This is a genomic window from Nonomuraea montanisoli (genome assembly GCF_013363975.1).
Lineage (GTDB): Bacteria > Actinomycetota > Actinomycetes > Streptosporangiales > Streptosporangiaceae > Nonomuraea > Nonomuraea montanisoli.
Genome location: NZ_JABWGN010000003.1, coordinates 449359 through 465221, shown reverse-complemented (window position 1 = coordinate 465221; position 15863 = coordinate 449359). Strand labels below are relative to the sequence as shown.

Below are 15863 nucleotides of genomic sequence, written 5' to 3'. Positions count from 1 at the left end.
TAGCTAATACTCATAGCGTAAGCTACATGCCGTGGCTGACATTCCGGATCGCAGGGCCCGGCGCAGGGCGGAGACGCAGGACGAGATCCTCGGGCTGGCGCTCGGCGTGATGGCGGAGGAGGGCGTGGCGGGGCTCAGCATGTCCACGGTCGCCCGGCGGCTCGGGGTCCAGCCGCCGTCGCTGTACCGGTACTTCCCGTCGCGCACCGCCGTGTACGACGCGCTGTTCGAGCGCGGCCAGCGCCAGTACCTCGACGCGGTCCGCCGGGCCGCCGAGCCGCACCCGCCCGGCCTGCGTGCGCTCGGGGCCTCCTACGAGGCGGGCGCGCAGTGGATCATGGACAACCAGGTGCTCGCGCAGCTCCTGTTCTGGCGGCCGGTGCCCGGCTTCGCGCCGTCGCCGCAGGCGTACGCGCCCGCCCTGGACATCCACGCGCACTTCGCCGGCCTGATCAGGGGCGCGGTGGAGCGCGGCGAGCTGCACCCGGACGCGGCCGGCGACGACGGGCTCGCCCTGGCCGCGAGCCTCATCGCCGGGCTGGTGTCGCAGCAGCTCGCCAACGAGCCGGACGCGGGCTGCACGGAGGGCCGCTACACCCGGCTGGTCCCGCGCCTGCCCGGCGTCCTCGCCTCGGTCTACCCGCCCTCGTGACAGGAGCCGCTCGTGACGCGCACCCGTGTACGCGGATCCGCGTACACGGGTGCATCGGCTGAGCGGACGACCCCAGGCCGGCCCCGGGCCAGACTCATGGGCCATGCTCACTGTGCTGATCAGGGCGTTCCGGGTGCCGGAGCTCCGCCGGAAACTGCTGTTCACGCTGGGTCTGCTGGCGTTGTTCCGGTTCGGGCAGACGCTGCCCGCGCCCGGCGTGGACGTGGTCGCCGTCCAGCGGTGCCTCGGCACGGCGCGCGGCGGGCTGGTCGACATGATGCAGCTCCTCAGCGGGGGCGCCATGCTGAAGCTGTCCGTCTTCGCGCTCGGCGCCATGCCGTACATCACCGCGGGCATCGTCATGCAACTGCTCGCGGTGGTGGTGCCGCGCCTGGAGGCGCTGCGCAAGCAGGGACAGAACGGGCAGGCCCGGATCACCCAGTACACCCGCTACCTCACCGTCGGGCTGGCCGTCCTCAACGCCACCACCGTCACGGCGCTGGCCCGTGCCGGCAACCTGCTGCCCGGCTGCGCGACGCCGCTGCTGCGCGACCAGGGCCTGCTCGCGGTCGCCGTCATCGTGGTCACCATGGTCGCGGGGGCCTGCATCGTCATGTGGCTCGGCGAGCTGATCACCGACCGGGGGATCGGCAACGGGATGTCGCTGCTGATGTTCACCCAGGTCGTGGCCGTCTTCCCGTCGTACATGTCGACGATCTTCATGGTCAGCCCGTTCTCGTTCGGGGTGATGCTGGTGACGGGCGCGTTCCTCGTCGCGGGCGTCGTGTACGTGGAGCAGGCGCAGCGCCGCCTGCCCGTGCAGTACGCCAAGCGCATGGTCGGGCGCCGCATGTACGGCGGGACCAGCACCTACATCCCGCTCAAGGTCAACCAGGCGGGGATCGTGCCGGTCATCTTCACCTCGTCGCTGCTCTACCTGCCCTCGATGGCCGCGCCGCTGCTGGGCGACGGGGTGGGCGGGTGGCTGTCGCGGGTCCTCGCCACGGGCACGCACCCGCTCTACCTCACCGCGTACGTGCTGCTGGTCGTGGGGTTCGCGTACTTCTACGTGTCGATCAGCTTCAACCCGGTGGAGGTGGCGGACTCCATGCGCAGGTACGGCGGGTTCGTGCCGGGGATCCGGCCGGGCGGGCCGACGGCCGGCTACCTCGCGTACGTGCTGTCGCGCCTGACCGCCGCCGGGGCGCTCTACCTCGGCGTGCTCGCGCTGCTGCCGATGATCGCGTTCATGATCCTCAGGGATCCGGGGACGCAGCAGAACTTCCCGTTCGGCGGCACCAGCGTGCTCATCATGGTGGGCGTGGGCCTGGAGACGGTCAAGCAGATCGAGGCGCAGCTCCAGCAGCGCACCTACGAGGGCTTCCTGCGCTGATCGGCGTCATCCCGGGACGGCCAGGCCCGCCCGCATGGCGAACACCACGAGCTGGGCCCGGTCGCGCGCCCCCAGCTTCACCATGGCCCGGCTCACGTGCGTGCGGACCGTGTCGGGGCTGATCACCAGCTCCCCGGCGATCTCCTCGTTGGACCGGCCGGTCGCCACCCACGCCACCATCTCGCGCTCGCGCGGGGTGAGCGTGTCCAGCCCGCGCACGGGCTCGGCGCCGCTCCGGCCGAACAGGGAGATGACCTTGCGGGTGATCGACGGCGACAGCAGCGCCTCGCCCGCCGCCACCACCCGCACCGCGTTCACCAGCTCGTCGGGAGCGCTGTCCTTGAGCAGGAAGCCGCTGGCTCCGGCCTGGAGGGCGGCGAAGACGTACTCGTCGACGGCGAACGTCGTCACCACCACGATCCGCGTGCCCGCCAGCTCGGGGTCGGCGGCGATGGCGCGCAGCGTGGCCAGGCCGTCCATGCCGGGCATGCGGATGTCGAGCAGCAGCACGTCGGGACGGGTACGGCGGAGCAGGTCGAGCGCGGCGGCGCCGTCGGCCGCCTCGCCGGCGCACTCCAGGTCGGGCTCGCGCTCCAGCAGCGCGCGCAGGCCCATGCGCACGACGGCCTGGTCGTCGGCGACGGCGACCCGGATCATCCGCCCTCCACGGGGAAGCGGGCGAGGACGCGGAAGCCGCCGTCATCGCGGGGGCCCGCCGTGAGCCGGCCGCCGAGCGCGCTCACCCCGGCGCGCATCCCGGCCAGGCCGCGCCCGCCGGTGCCGGGCCCGCCGCCGGGCTCCCGGGTCACAGCCGCGTGGTTGACGACTTCCACGACGTACGCGCCCGGCTCACCGGACAGGGTCACCCTGGCCGTGGCTGAGGGGCCGGCGTGGCGCAGGACGTTCGTGAGGGACTCGCGCACGACGCGGTAGACGGCGTCCTGGAGAGGGGGCGGCACGGCGGGGTCGTCCGGCTCGACCTCCACGCGAAGTCCCGCGGCCCGCACCCCGTCGACGAGCGCCCCGAGCCCGCCGTCCGCGCCGCGCGCGCTGTCCGCTGCCCTGTGCGCCGCGTCCGTCCTGTACGCGGCGTCCGTCCCGTGCCCGGCGTCCGCGGTGTCCATGACGTACGGGATCCGGCCGGCGGGCTCGCCGGAGCGCGGGTCCAGGCGGTCGAGGGCGGCGCGGAGCTGCGCCAGGGCGGTCAGGCTCGTCTCGCGGATCGCGTGTAACGAGACCCGCGCCTGCTCGGGATCGTCGTCCAGGGTGACCAGGGCGACCCCGGCCTGCATGGCGATGGCCGCCAGCCCGTGACCGGCGGCGTCGTGCACCTCGCCCGCGATCCACGCCCGCTCCGCCGCGAACGCCTCCCGCGCCGTGTCCGCAGGAGCGGGGGAGAGGGCGAGGGCAGGGGCGGCTCGGAGGACGGTGGCGGGGACGTCGCGGGCCGCGGGCAGTCCCCACGCCTTGCCGGGCGCGGCGAGACCGGCCCCGGCGACGTTCTCGCGCGGGACGGGCGGGGCGGCGGCCTCCGGGGCGGCCGGAGCCGGAGGGAGACCGGCTTCGGCGGCCGCCGCTGCGGCGGCCCGTGCCTGGGCGAGGCCGCTGAACGACCACGGGACCGCCAGCCAGCCGGCCCACGCCAGCATCACCACGACGGGTACGTCGCCCAGCCGCGCGAACCACCCGCGCGACCGGCCGCCGCTGTGCGTGTCCTCGCTCACCATCCCCCACCCGGCCAGGCTCGTATCGCCTAGATCCTAGCCATTTCCCGCCCTCCGGGCGCCCGCGCCGGGCGGCGGAGGCGGGGCCGGGGACGGCTCAGGCGGCGCCGGAGGTGAGCCAGCGCAGCGGGTTGCCGTGGGTGACGAGCCGGATCGTGTCCTCGTCCACCCCGGCCTCGCGCAGGCGCGGCAGCACGGCGTGGAACAGGTGCGCGTACCCGGGCCCCTCGTACTTGGCGAGCTGCGACACGCGGCTCGTCCCCGTGCTCAGCAGCAGCCGCTCGCCGTGCCCCTCCTCGATGAGCCCGAGCGCGACCCGGACGGCCGCGTCCACGCCGTCGCCGAGGGCGGTCACGCTCACGTACGCGCCCATCTCGGCGATCTTGCGGGCCTCGGGCAGGTCGGAGCCCGCGTACCCGGCGGCGACCCGCGAGGACGGCAGTCCTTGGGCGAGCAGGATCTCCAGCACCCCGAGCGCGTCGCGGCCGTGGGTGGCGACCGGGAGGCGGGTGGCCATCGAGGCGTGGGCGGCGGCGATGAGGGCGCGCTCCTCGGCCGGCGTGGGCGCGGCGCCCCAGCAGCCGACCTCGCCGATCACGCCCGGGAACACACCGGTGCCGTCGAGGCCGTTCGAGATCTCGTCCATGAGCAGCCGGGTGAGCGTGTGCACGTCCGCGTCGCGCGCCGGGGAGAACGGCTCGCTGAACACGCCGGTCGAGGCGATCACGGGCACCCGCGCGGCGGCGGCCAGGCGGGCCAGGCCGGCGGCGTCGCGGCCCATGCCGAGGCAGGTGAGGTCCACGACGAGGCTCAGTCCCTCGGACCGGCGCAGGTCGAGGAGCTCGTCGGTGACCGTGTGCTCCTCGTCGAGCCAGCGGTGCGGGTCGGAGTCGATGCCGACCGCCCAGCGCATGTCGGTGCGCAGGTGCTCGTGGGGGAGGACGGCGCCCTCCACCGAGGCGGCGCGGATCGGGCCGGTGACAGTGCGAAGCATGACCTCGGGCATAGCGCACATTAACCGATGTTTGAAAGATAGTGCCGCTTGGGCCGGAATTTTTACTTTCGGCGGGGTTTATAGATCGTTAGGCTTCGGGTCGCATATGTCCGGAGCGTCGGCCGTATCCTTGGGACACGAACGAACGTCCGGGGGAACTGTGCCGATTCACGACTCAGACACCGGGGGCGCCGACGCGGTGAAGGACGAGGCCGCGCTCGCCTCCGACATGCCCGCGCGCCGCGGCGGCCTGCACGGCTGGCTGGACGGCGTCCGCTCCACCCGCACGGGCGCCCTGACCCTCAAGATCGTCATCGGCGCCATCGGCGCCGTCATGGTCGTGGGCGGCCTCATCATGGTGCCGTTCCCGGGGCCGGGCTGGCTCGTGGTGTTCGCGGGGCTGGCCGTGCTCGCCACCGAGTTCCACTGGGCGCGGCGGGTGCTGGAGTTCGGCAAGCGCACCCTGCACGCCTGGACCGAGTGGTACAAGCGGCAGGGCTGGGCCGTGCGCATCGTCGTGCTGCTCGTCACCGTGGCCGCCGCCGCCGCGATCGTGTACTTCGGCATGAAGGCGGTCGGCATCGACCTGCTCCTGCTGGCGCAGCGCTTCTTCTGATCCGTTCCACGTCGGCCCCTGTCATACCGGGCCGTTATCGCCCGGGATATCGCGGCGCGCGGTGTCTAGTGTGCGGGGGGTGCCCGCCTTCGCCGCCGCCGTGCTCTCCCTCACGCTCCTCGCGCCGTCCGGCCTCGCCGCGCCGACGCCCATCCCCACCCCCACACCGGCCGTGTCCGCCGGGAGGGCGACGGCCCTGCCGCTGCCGGGCGTCGGCGTGACGTACCAGCAGGCGTCGGGCGATCCCGCGCGGCTGTCCACGTACGGGCTCGGCACCAGGGCCACGTACGTGCGCGCCCGCACCGGCGACGCGTTCACCGTGCGGGCGGGCGTGTCGGAGGCCGCGGCGTCGCCCGACGGGCGCACCCTCGCCGCGGTGCCCACCACCTACCGGGCCGGCAAGGACGCCCTCCTCCTCCACGACCGGGCCACCGGCGCGCTGCGGCGCGTCCCGACCGTCGCCAAGCCGCTCGCCGCCTCGTCCGTCGCGTGGTCCCGGGACGGCCGGCGCGTCGTGCTGACCGTCGAGCGCAAGACCGGTGGGTCCTGGCGCGCAGCGGGCTTCACCGTCGTGGACGTGGCGGCGGGCACCGCCCGCACGGTCACGGTCGCCGGCCTCGACACCCGGGCGGCGTTCACGTGGACGCCCGCGGGCGAGCTGATCGCGAGGTACGGCGACGGGCTGCGCGCCTACCGCGCCGCCGACGGCGCCGTCCTCAGCACCCACGCCGCGCTCGGCCGGCCCGCCGGCCCCGAGGACCCGTACTCGCCCTCCGGCCGCCGCCTGGCACTGTGGTGCCCGCCGCGCTCCGCCGAGCGTCTGTGCGTCGCCGACCCGGCCACCGGCCGGATCACCAGGCGCGTCGCGGTACGGCCGGCCGCGCTGTTCGGCTGGTGGGACGAGGACCACGTCATCGCCGTCATGCCCCAGGGCGGCGCCTACCGGCTGACCGTCGTCGGCCTGGACGGCAGGGCCACGCGCGCGCTGGCCGTCATCCCGGCCCGCACGTGGACCGCCAAGCTGTGGCTGACCTTCAACCGCGCCTCGGGCGACCGGGCGTGAGGAGAGAACCGCGCGGGATCAGAGGTAGAGCCCCGTGCCGTGGTCGGTCTCCTGCGTGGCCACGGCGTGCAGGTCGCGCTCACGCATGACCAGGTAGACCTGGGCGTGCAGCTCCACCTCGAACTGCTCCTCGGGGTTGAGCAGCACCTTGTCGCCGACCTTGACCGAGCGCACGTTGGACCCGACGCCGCAGACCTCGCCCCAGGCCAGCCGGTTGGCGAGCTTGACGGTCGCCGGGATCACGATCCCCGAGCCGCTGCGCCGCTCCTCGGCCTTCTGCTCCAGCCGGATCATCACCCGGTCGTGCAGCATCTGAATCTCGAACTTCGGCTCTGCCACGGGCCAAGTTTACGATCCGCCGGGAGGACGTCGCGCCCGACCAGCGCTTTCATGATCCGTCCGCCTCGGCCGGCCACGACGCGGGCAGGGCCAGCTCGGCGAGGACGGGACGGTGGTCGCTGCCCACCGGCGCCTGCACCCCGTACCCGCGCACCGACACCCGCTCCGGCACGAGCACGTGGTCGATCGCCACGCCGGGCAGGCCGTGCCACCCGCGCGCCGGCCAGGTCGGCGTGAGCCCGCGCCCGGCGGCGTCGGCCGCGTCCCGGTAGCCGGAGGCCAGCAGGCGGCGCAGCGGCAGGTGGTCGAGGGTCGCGTTGAAGTCCCCGGCCAGCACCCGCAGGGTCCCGTCGGCGCGGGGGAGCGCCTCCAGCTCCTGTCGCCAGCACGGCCGGGTCTCGGAGACGTGGACGGCGCACGGGTGCACGGACACCACCTCCACCCGCGTGCCGCCCGGAAGCTCCAGCACCCCGGCCACCTGCTCGAACGTGCTCGGCGGCGGGCCCGCGGCCGGGGTCAGCCGGTGCCGCGCGTACAGCGCCGACCCGTCCGCCCCAGGACCGGGACGCGCGACCACGTACGGCAGCGCGCGGCTCAGCCCGGCCCGCTCCAGCCCCTCCTGCGCCGCGGGCGTCAGCTCCTGGAGCGCCAGGACGTCGGGCCGCAGCCGGTCCACCAGCGCCACGAGGGCCGCCGGGTCGGCCGAGCCGACGAGCAGGTTCGCGCTCAGCACCCGCAACCCCGCCCCGCCGGCGTCCCGAGGGTGTCCCGTGCTCGGCGCACCCGCCCCCGCCCCGCCCGCGTCCCGAGGGTGTCCCGTGCTCAGCGCACCCGCCCCCGCCCCGCCCGCGTCCCGAGGGTGTCCCGTGCTCAGCGCCAGCACCCTCGCACCGCCCGCGTCGCCATCCGGTAACGCCCTGGGCAGCACGGCGGCGCCCAGCCCCACGACCGCCACCAGGGCCAGCGCCGCCGGGGCCCGCAGCCGCAGCAGCCCCGCCGCCAGCAGCAGCACCACCGCCGCGCCCCCCGCGTACGGCGTGAACGCCACCACCGGGACCCACGGCCAGCCCGGCTCGAACCCGCTCCACCGCACCGCCGCCCACCCCGCCAGGACGCCCCCCGGAACCCCGGTGACGACACCCGCCGCGACCCGCTGCCATCGACGCAACCCGCACCTCCCCTCCTGTATCGCCACCACGCCAGGACCGGGTTCATGGCGGGGGCGCGGCGTGGCTAGGGTTGCCTCATGCGCGAGGTGGAAGCCCGGGTCCTGGACGCCGTCGACGACCCCGGCACCGTGAGCCTGCTGGCCGAGACGGTCAGGGTGCCCAGCGTCACGGGCACCGACGCCGAGTCGGAGCTCCAGCACCACGTCGCCGGGCTGCTCGTCGAGGCCGGGCTCGACGTCGACGTGTGGAAGATCGACATCGACGGGCTGCGGGCCCGCGAGGACTTCCCCGGCACCGAGGCGCCCCGCACGGAGGCGTACGGCGTGGTCGGCGTCATCGGCGGCGAGGGCGTGCCCGCGCTGGCGCTGCAGGGCCACGTCGACGTCGTGCCGACCGGTGACCTGGCCAAGTGGGAGGGCAGCGACCCGTTCGCCGCGCGCATCGTGGGCGACACCCTCCACGGCCGGGGGGCCTGCGACATGAAGGCCGGCCTGGTCGCCAACATCGCCGTCGTCCGCGCCCTGCGCGCCGCCGGGGTGCGCCTGGCCCGGCCGCTGGCCGTCCACTGCGTGATGAGCGAGGAGGACGGCGGGCTCGGCGCGTTCGCCACGCTGGCCCGGGGCCACACCGCCGAGGCGGCCGTCCTCACCGAGCCGACCAGCGGCACCGTCATCACGGCCAACGCGGGCGCGCTGACCTTCCGGCTGGAGGTCCCCGGCCGCGCGGCCCACGGCGCCACCCGGACCGAGGGGGTCAGCGCCGTCGAGGTGTTCTGGCCGGTGTTCGAGGCGCTGCGGCGGCTGGAGGAGGAGCGCAACCGCGACGTGCCGCCGCTGTACGGCGACAACGCGCTGCCGTACCCGATCGAGATCGGCACCGTGCGGGCCGGCGACTGGGCGAGCACGGTGCCCGACCTGCTGGTCGCCGAGGGACGGCTGGGCGTCCGGCTCGACGAGGACCCCGCCGACGCGCGCGCCGCGCTGGAGGAGGCGGTGCACGGGGCGGCGAGCCCCTGGCTGCGGGACAACCCGCCGGTGCTGACGTGGCCGGGCGGCCAGTTCGCCAGCGGGCGGCTGCCCGAGGGGCATCCGCTGCTGGGAGAGGTGAACCGGGCGGTCGCCGACGTCTCGGGCGCCTGGCCGCGCGAGGCCGCCGCGCCGTACGGGAGTGACCTGCGGCTGTACGCGGCGGGCGGCATCCCGTCGCTGCACTACGGGCCGGGCGACGTGCGGTTCGCGCACGCCCCGAGGGAGCAGGTGGAGCTGGCGGAGCTGCGCGAGGTGACCCGCGCCCTCGCCCTGCTCGCCGTCCGCCTCTGCGGCGTCCGCTAGGAGCCCTCCACGAGGGCGGCCGGGGCGCAGGCGCGGCGGCGGGCCTCCGGGATGACGAGCGGGGTGCCGGTCTGCGGATCGGCGATGATCTCGCAGCGCAGGTCGAACACCCGCTCCACCAGCTCGGGCGTCACGATCGCCGACGGGTCGCCCTCGGCGACGATCCGGCCGCCGCGCATGACGACGAGGTGCGTGGCGTAGCGGCACGCCTGGTTGAGGTCGTGCAGCACGGCGACCATCGTGCGACCCGCCTCGTGCAGGTCGGCGCACAGGTCCAGCACCTCGATCTGGTGCGAGATGTCGAGGAACGTCGTCGGCTCGTCCAGCAGCAGGATCGGCGTCTCCTGGGCCAGCGCCATGGCCAGCCACACCCTCTGCCGCTGACCGCCCGACAGCTCGTCCACGATCCGCTCGGCCAGCTCCGCCACGTCGGTGGCGCGCATCGCCCCGGCCACCGCGGCCTCGTCCGCCCGCGACCACTGCCGCATCAGCCGCTGGTGCGGGTAGCGGCCGCGGGCCACCAGGTCGGCCACCGTGATGCCGTCGGGCACGATCGAGGTCTGGGGCAGCAGGCCGAGCCTGCGGGCCACCTCCTTGGACGGCAGCGAGGTGATCACGCTGCCGTCGAGGTGGACGACGCCCTCGCGCGGCTTGAGCATGCGGGCGAGGGCGCGCAGGAGCGTGGACTTGCCGCAGGCGTTCGGCCCGATGATCACGGTGAACGACTCGTCGGGGATCGTCACGTCCAGGTCCTCGGCGACCACCCGCTGGTCGTAGGCGAGCGTCAGGCCGGATCCCGACAGCCGGGCGGCGGACTCGGGCATCAGTGACGGTCCTTTCGCAGGAGGAGGGCGAGGTAGACGCCGCCGATCGCGGCGGTGAGCACCCCGACGGGAAGCTGGACGGGCGCGAACACCCGTTGCCCGGCCAGGTCGGCGGCCGTCAGGAGGACGGCGCCCGTGAGCGCCGCGGTCGTCATGCTGACGCCGGGGGAGCGGGCCAGCCGCCGGGCGAGCTGCGGCGCGGCCAGCGCCACGAAGACGACGGGGCCGGCGGCGGCGGTGGCCACGCCGCACAGCAGCACCCCGGCGACGACGGCCGCCGCCCGCACGCCCTCCACGTTGATCCCCATGGCGCGGGCCGCGTCGTCGCCCATCTCGATCATGCGCATCGGCCGCGACACGTACGCGCAGACCGGCAGCAGCACGGCGACGGCCACGCCGACCGGGATCGCGTGGTCCCAGCCGCGCCCGCTCAGGCTGCCGGTGAGCCAGGCGCCGGCGGTGGCGGCGTCGTTGATGTTCGCCCGGGTCAGCAGGTACGAGTTCACCGCGACGAGCAGCGCGTTCGCGCCGATGCCGACGAGCACGAGCCGGTAGCCCCGCACCCCGCGCCGGAAGGCCAGCCCGTACACCAGCAGGGCCGTCGCCACGCAGCCGGCCAGCGCGCCGCCCGCGACGTGCACGGCCGTGCCGCCGGAGACGACGGCGAGGATGCCGCCCGTCGAGGCGCCCGCCGTGAACCCGATGAAGTCGGGGCTGCCGAGGGGGTTGCGGGTGAGGCTCTGGAAGATCGCGCCGCTCACCCCGAACGCCGCGCCGACCAGCAGGCCGGTGACGACCCGCGGGGCGCGCAGCTTGCCCACGATGAGCTCGGCGACCGGTGTGCCCTGCCCGAACAGCGCGTGCAGCACGTCCGGCACGGGAACGGTGAACTCGCCGGTGGAGATCGCCAGCACGGCCACCACGAACCCGGTGACGGCGAGCCCGAGGCACACCGCCGGCGCGCGGGGGGCCGGCCGTACCGACCAGGACCCGAGGCGCACCGCCCGCCGGGGCCGGGCGGGAGAGGAGGACCCGGGAGAGGAGGACAGGGTCACGGAAGGTCTCCTGCGCGGGATCGTACGGGGGAACTGTCTGAACGCGGGGTCACAGGGCGGCGAGCCTCCTGCGCCGGGCCATCAGCATGAACACCGGGGCGCCCAGCAGCGCGCACATGATCCCCACCTGCACCTCGCCGGGCCGGGCGACGAGCCGCCCGACCACGTCGGCCGCCAGCAGCAGCGCCGGCGCGACGACCACCGTGTACGGCAGCACCCACCGCTGGTCGCCGCCCACGAGCGCGCGCACGGCGTGCGGCACCGCGAGGCCCACGAACCACAGCGGCCCGGCCGCCGCGGTCGCCGACCCGCACAGCAGCGTGACGGCCAGCCCGGCGAGCACCCGGGTGCGGCCGACGGCCACGCCCAGCGCCCGGCCGGCGTCGTCGCCGAGCGCCAGCATGTTGAGCGGCCGCGCCAGCGTCAGCCCGAGGACGACGCCGGCCACCATGAACGGCGCCAGCCGCGTCAGCGTGCCCGCGTCCTGCCCGGCCAGCGACCCGGTCAGCCAGAACCTCATCCGGTCGAACGTCCGGGAGTCGATGCGCAGCAGCGCCGAGCACGCGGCCGTGAGCGCCATGCCCACGGCCACGCCCGCCAGCGCCAGCCGCACCGGGGCCGAGCCCGACCGGCCCGCCGAGCCCAGCGCGTAGACGAGCACGGAGGCCACGGCCGCGCCCGCGAACGCGAACCACACGTACACCGCCGGATCGGACACCCCGAGCAGCGCGAGCGCCACGGTCACGCCCAGGGCCGCGCCCTCGTTGATCCCGAGCAGGCCGGGGTCGGCCAGCGGGTTGCGGGTGAGGCTCTGCATGACGGCCCCGGCCAGGCCGAGCGCGGCGCCCACGCCGATGCCCAGCAGCGTGCGGGGGACCCGCAGCTCGCGGATCACGGTGTGGTCGCTGGAGGCGTCGGGCGCGAGGAAGGCGTCGATCACCGTCGAGAGCGGCACGGACCGGGCGCCCAGCGCCACGCTGGCCAGCGCGACGAGCACCAGCACGCCGAACGCGGCCATCAGCCCGCCGGTCAGGAGGGCCGTCCGCCGCCGCCCCGTCCCCCCGTCGCCCGCACCTACGCCTGCCGCGGCGTCCGCGTCGTGCGGGCGGGCCGTCCCGGTCGGTGGCTCGATCTGCTTGGCCGGGCGCACCCGCCCCCCTCTCGTCGCGGTCAAACTAAGGTAAGGCTAATCTCATAACGATCGACCAAGGCAAGCCTAACCTCAGGAGATGGAAATGTCCGAACCGGTACTGGCCCGCAGGGGCTTCCTCGCCGCGGCCGCGGGCCTGGCGGCGTCGCTGACCTTGGCGGCGTGCGGGTCAGGCACCGGGACGGAGAGCACGACGGCGGGCGGATCGCCCGCCCCGAGCGGATCCGCCGGCGGCGGCCCGTGGACGTTCACCGACGACCGCGGCCGCAAGCTGGAGCGCCCGAGCCGTCCGGCGCGCGTCGTGGCCCAGGTCGGCTCGGCCGCCGCGCTGTGGGACTTCGGGGTGCGGCCGGTGGCGGTGTTCGGCCCGCACAAGCTCAAGGACGGCGGCAAGGACCCGCAGGCGGGCAACGTCGACATCACCAAGGTCACGGGCCTCGGCAACGTGTGGGACGAGTTCAACGTCGAGCAGTACATCGCCCTGCAGCCCGACCTGCTGGTCAGCAACATGTACGTGAAGGACACCCTCTGGTACGTCCCGGAGAAGTCCAAGGACACCATCGAGCAGGTGGCCCCCACCGCCGGCATCATGCTGACCGGCAAGAGCGCCACCGAGGTGATCGGCCGCTACGAGGCCCTGGCCACCTCCCTCGGCGCCGACCTGCGGGGGGTGCCCGAGGCCAAGGCCCGCCTGGAGGCCGCCTCGAAGGAGCTGGCCGCGTTCAAGGACCTGAAGATCCTCATGGTGTCGGGCGGCGCCGACGCGTTCTGGGTGGTCAACCCGCCGGAGTACCCCGACATCGTCCACCTGACCGCCGCCGGCCTCGACGTCGTCAAGCCGTCCAAGGTGGACGAGGGCGGCTTCTTCCAGACGCTGAGCTGGGAGAACGCCGACACCTACGACGCGGACGTCATCCTGTACGACACCCGCACGCAAGCGCTCAAGCCCGAGGAGATGATGAAGAAGCCGACCTTCGCCAAGCTCCCCGCGGTCAAGGCCGGGCAGCTCTACCCGTGGCGGGCCGAGACGCCGTTCAGCTACCAGGGGTACGCGGCGTTCGTCGAGGCGCTCGTGGCCGACCTCAGGAAGGCTAGTAAGCTCCCCTGACCTCGACGATCTCGCCCAGCGGGAACTCGAGGTAGTCGCCCGCCTCCTCGCACCAGGCGTCGAGCGCGGCGCCCTTGAGCTCGCCATGGCTGATGGTGGCGGTCAGGCCGCCGGTCAGCGTGATGCCGGCCCGCACGCCCCGGTCGACCACGAAGCCGAGCAGCGACTGCTGCGCGGTGGGCAGCCGGGTCGCCATCCGCCCGATGACGGCCCAGGTACGACCGGCCGGCTGGGCGTTCTGGCCGGTCGCGAGCAGCCGGCGGGCATGCTCGTACGGGTCGGGCGCGGGGTCGGCCACGATGTGCGCGAACCCGTCGGGGCCGGCCAGCGCGGCGGCCCCCGGCGGGACGGGCCGTTCCGGCAGCTCGGCCACCTGCCCACCGGGCAGCAGGATCAGCTTGCCGCCCGCCGGCGGCTCCTCGGGGCGGATCCGGCGGATGGTGATCTCACCGGTGTCGGCGACGGGCACCGGGGCGTAGCCGTGGTCGCGCAGCGTGGCCAGGGTGCGCTCGGCGTCGGCCGAGCCGACCAGCACCGTGGGGGCCAGCAGCCGCAGCCCGAGCCGGGCCAGCCGCCGGTTGGCGGCGATCTCGGCGAGCAGCGCCGGGTCGGACGCCTGCACCACGCAGCCGACCGTGGTCACGGTCACCTCGCCGTGGCGGCGGGCCACGTCGCGCACGAGGTACTCCAGCGGCTGCGGCACCGTGCCGACCGCGGCCAGCTCCTCCAGCAGCTCGTCGGCGTCGTGGCCGTGGTCGAGCGCGCCGCGCACGCTCGCGGGCGTGAAGCGCCACACCGAGGCCGCCCCGCGCGACTCGCGCTCGGCCACCCGGTCGAGCAGCGCGGCCAGCTCGGCCGCGGGCGGCCCGGTGACCACCGCGGTCAGGTCGGGGCCGAACAGGGCGCTCCTGCGCACGCTGGCCAGCGCCCGCGTGGACGCCTCCACCAGGATCGGGTCGTGCTCGACGAGGGGCACGACCTCGTCGTTCTCGTCGCCCGCCTGCGCGGCCAGGCCGGCCAGGGCCCGGCCGAGGTCGGTGAGCGAGTCGTTGGCCAGCAGGCCGAGCAGCCGCGCCTCCTCCAGCGCCGCCGTGGCGCACTCGCCGAGCAGCTCCTGGTCGAGCAGCGGGGCGTGCCAGTGGACGTCGGCCACCAGGCCGGCGCGGTCGGCGAACGCGGTGCCCGACGGCAGGTGCGCCAGCACCGGCAGCACCGCCCGGCGGATGCGGGCCACGGCCGCCCCGGCCCGGTCGTCGCCGAGCACGGTGCCATAGCGGCCGTCGACGCGGCGCAGCGACGAGCGCTCCATGCGCCACCACGCCGACAGCAGCACCCGCAGCCGCGCCGCGCCCTCGTCGAGCCGCCACCGGTCGAACCGCTCGGTCGGCACCATGCCGCCCGCCTGCTCGTCCCAGGCCAGCAGCCGGGCCACCGCGCAGATCTCCAGCAGCAGCCGGGTCTCGTCCTCGTCGCAGCCGGTCTCCTTGGCCACGCGGCGTACCTCGCGCACGCCCACGCCGCCGGTCTTGAGCAGCGGCAGCGGCGTCTTGGAGATGTTGTCGAGCAGGGCCGCGCACCGCTCCACCACGTGCGGCGCGGCCAGCGTCATCAGGTGGTCGACCTCTTCGGGGTCGATGGGGATGGTGGCCACCTCGGGCGGTTCGGGCGTGAACGGCGGGTGGTGGCCGGGGCCGCGCACGCACAGCGCCACCTCGCGCGGCATCTCGGCCACGTGCCAGCTCGGCCGGTAGAGCAGGCCGTGGTCGGCGCACCACTTCTCGGGCGTGCCCGGCACGACGAACCGGTGGCCGTCGACGTCGCGGACGGGGCCGTTCCAGGCGAACGCGTCCAGCAGCTCGCGCGTGCCCTCGGGGGCGTGGCGCAGGAGCGCCGCCACGTGCGCCGGGTCGGCGAGCGTCTCGCTCACCCGGGCGATCGTGGCCCGCTTGGGGCCGCCGGGGGGCAGGCCGAGCCGGCGGGCCAGGGCGCGCAGGGTGTCGAGGCTGATGGTCCAGGAGTTGAGGTAATGGTCGAGCGGCTCGCCGAGCCCCAGCGGGGTGGGCCACCAGCGGGAGACGGCCTCGGCCAGATGGATCGCGCCCTCGGCGTCGGGCCAGGCCAGCGCGTGGTCCTGCAGCCGGTCGAGCCAGGGCGTCAGCTCGGGCAGCGGCACACCGAGGAACTCCGCGACCCGCTCGGGCGTGGGGCGGCGGACCACGAGGCACGCCTGGGCGAGCTCCAGGCACGGCAGCGGGAGGCCGCGCAGCGCCTCCATGACGGCGAAGCCGTTGCACAGCCGCTGGGCGAGCGTGTCGAGCCGCCGCGGCCAGGGCGCGGCGATGGCGTCGGGCCGGTTCGCGAGAATGCGGCCGAGCCGGTCTTCGTCGAGTGTCCGCAGCCAGCCGAGCAGGTGATCATCCATCGGTCAGCACTCTCAGGGGTCGC

Annotated in this window: 15 protein-coding genes; 6 read left to right on the top strand and 9 right to left on the bottom strand. The window is 75.1% G+C overall.

Going from position 1 to position 15863, the window contains the following annotated elements:
• Window positions 1-31 precede the first annotated feature (31 nt).
• The gene (locus HTZ77_RS09045) at window positions 32-652 is read left to right on the top strand and encodes a TetR/AcrR family transcriptional regulator (protein ID WP_175589013.1); all 621 of its coding nucleotides are present in this window, start codon (window positions 32-34) and stop codon (window positions 650-652) included.
• A gap of 103 nt (window positions 653-755) precedes the next feature.
• Window positions 756-2045: a preprotein translocase subunit SecY gene (secY, locus tag HTZ77_RS09040; protein ID WP_175589012.1), complete on the top strand. Its 1290-nt coding sequence runs from the start codon at window positions 756-758 to the stop codon at window positions 2043-2045.
• Between the two features lie 6 nt (window positions 2046-2051).
• Here the strand turns inward: secY and HTZ77_RS09035 are convergent, their stop codons facing one another.
• The 3 genes from HTZ77_RS09035 to HTZ77_RS09025 form a co-directional block, all read right to left on the bottom strand.
• Complete coding sequence (locus tag HTZ77_RS09035) at window positions 2052-2702, bottom strand: response regulator (protein WP_175589011.1); 651 nt, start codon at window positions 2700-2702, stop codon at window positions 2052-2054.
• Window positions 2699-3769, bottom strand: coding sequence for a sensor histidine kinase (locus tag HTZ77_RS09030; RefSeq protein ID WP_175589010.1), 1071 nt, complete (start codon window positions 3767-3769; stop codon window positions 2699-2701). The genes HTZ77_RS09035 and HTZ77_RS09030 overlap by 4 nt, the downstream gene beginning before the upstream one ends.
• Before the next feature lie 97 nt (window positions 3770-3866).
• A complete protein-coding gene (locus tag HTZ77_RS09025) occupies window positions 3867-4763 on the bottom strand; it encodes a phosphotriesterase family protein (RefSeq protein ID WP_235994454.1) in 897 nt (298 codons plus the stop codon).
• A 160-nt stretch (window positions 4764-4923) separates the two neighbouring features.
• Here HTZ77_RS09025 and HTZ77_RS09020 point away from each other — a divergent pair, with 160 nt between their 5' ends.
• Window positions 4924-5379 carry a TIGR02611 family protein gene (locus HTZ77_RS09020; protein ID WP_175589008.1) on the top strand — a complete coding sequence of 152 codons (456 nt, stop codon included), beginning with the start codon at window positions 4924-4926 and terminating at the stop codon, window positions 5377-5379.
• 61 nt (window positions 5380-5440) lie between these two features.
• The gene (locus HTZ77_RS09015) at window positions 5441-6442 is read left to right on the top strand and encodes a hypothetical protein (protein WP_175589007.1); all 1002 of its coding nucleotides are present in this window, start codon (window positions 5441-5443) and stop codon (window positions 6440-6442) included.
• 18 nt (window positions 6443-6460) lie between these two features.
• Here the strand turns inward: HTZ77_RS09015 and HTZ77_RS09010 are convergent, their stop codons facing one another.
• Window positions 6461-6781 (bottom strand): GroES family chaperonin, encoded by a 321-nt coding sequence (locus HTZ77_RS09010; RefSeq protein ID WP_175589006.1) that lies wholly within the window; start codon window positions 6779-6781, stop codon window positions 6461-6463.
• 49 nt (window positions 6782-6830) lie between these two features.
• Complete coding sequence (locus HTZ77_RS09005; RefSeq protein ID WP_175589005.1) at window positions 6831-7949, bottom strand: endonuclease/exonuclease/phosphatase family protein; 1119 nt, start codon at window positions 7947-7949, stop codon at window positions 6831-6833.
• A gap of 78 nt (window positions 7950-8027) precedes the next feature.
• On the opposite strand from HTZ77_RS09005, the gene HTZ77_RS09000 reads away from it, so the two are divergent.
• Window positions 8028-9281 (top strand): ArgE/DapE family deacylase, encoded by a 1254-nt coding sequence (locus tag HTZ77_RS09000; protein WP_175589004.1) that lies wholly within the window; start codon window positions 8028-8030, stop codon window positions 9279-9281.
• Here the strand turns inward: HTZ77_RS09000 and HTZ77_RS08995 are convergent.
• From HTZ77_RS08995 to HTZ77_RS08985, 3 genes are read right to left on the bottom strand one after another with little or no spacing between them, the layout of a single operon-like run.
• Window positions 9278-10105, bottom strand: coding sequence for an ABC transporter ATP-binding protein (locus HTZ77_RS08995; protein ID WP_175589003.1), 828 nt, complete (start codon window positions 10103-10105; stop codon window positions 9278-9280). The two genes, HTZ77_RS09000 and HTZ77_RS08995, sit on opposite strands and share 4 nt — an antisense overlap.
• Window positions 10105-11160: a FecCD family ABC transporter permease gene (locus tag HTZ77_RS08990; protein ID WP_328808495.1), complete on the bottom strand. Its 1056-nt coding sequence runs from the start codon at window positions 11158-11160 to the stop codon at window positions 10105-10107. Before HTZ77_RS08990 ends, HTZ77_RS08995 begins: the two co-directional genes overlap by 1 nt.
• A 49-nt stretch (window positions 11161-11209) precedes the next feature.
• Entirely contained in the window at window positions 11210-12334 is a 1125-nt protein-coding gene (locus HTZ77_RS08985) for a FecCD family ABC transporter permease (RefSeq protein ID WP_235994453.1), read from the bottom strand.
• Between the two features lie 61 nt (window positions 12335-12395).
• Here HTZ77_RS08985 and HTZ77_RS08980 point away from each other — a divergent pair, with 61 nt between their 5' ends.
• A complete protein-coding gene (locus HTZ77_RS08980; protein WP_175589002.1) occupies window positions 12396-13418 on the top strand; it encodes an ABC transporter substrate-binding protein in 1023 nt (340 codons plus the stop codon).
• Here HTZ77_RS08980 and HTZ77_RS08975 read toward each other — a convergent pair.
• Window positions 13402-15840 (bottom strand): helicase-associated domain-containing protein, encoded by a 2439-nt coding sequence (locus HTZ77_RS08975; protein WP_175589001.1) that lies wholly within the window; start codon window positions 15838-15840, stop codon window positions 13402-13404. The genes HTZ77_RS08980 and HTZ77_RS08975 overlap by 17 nt on opposite strands.
• Between the last annotated feature and the right edge of the window lie 23 nt (window positions 15841-15863).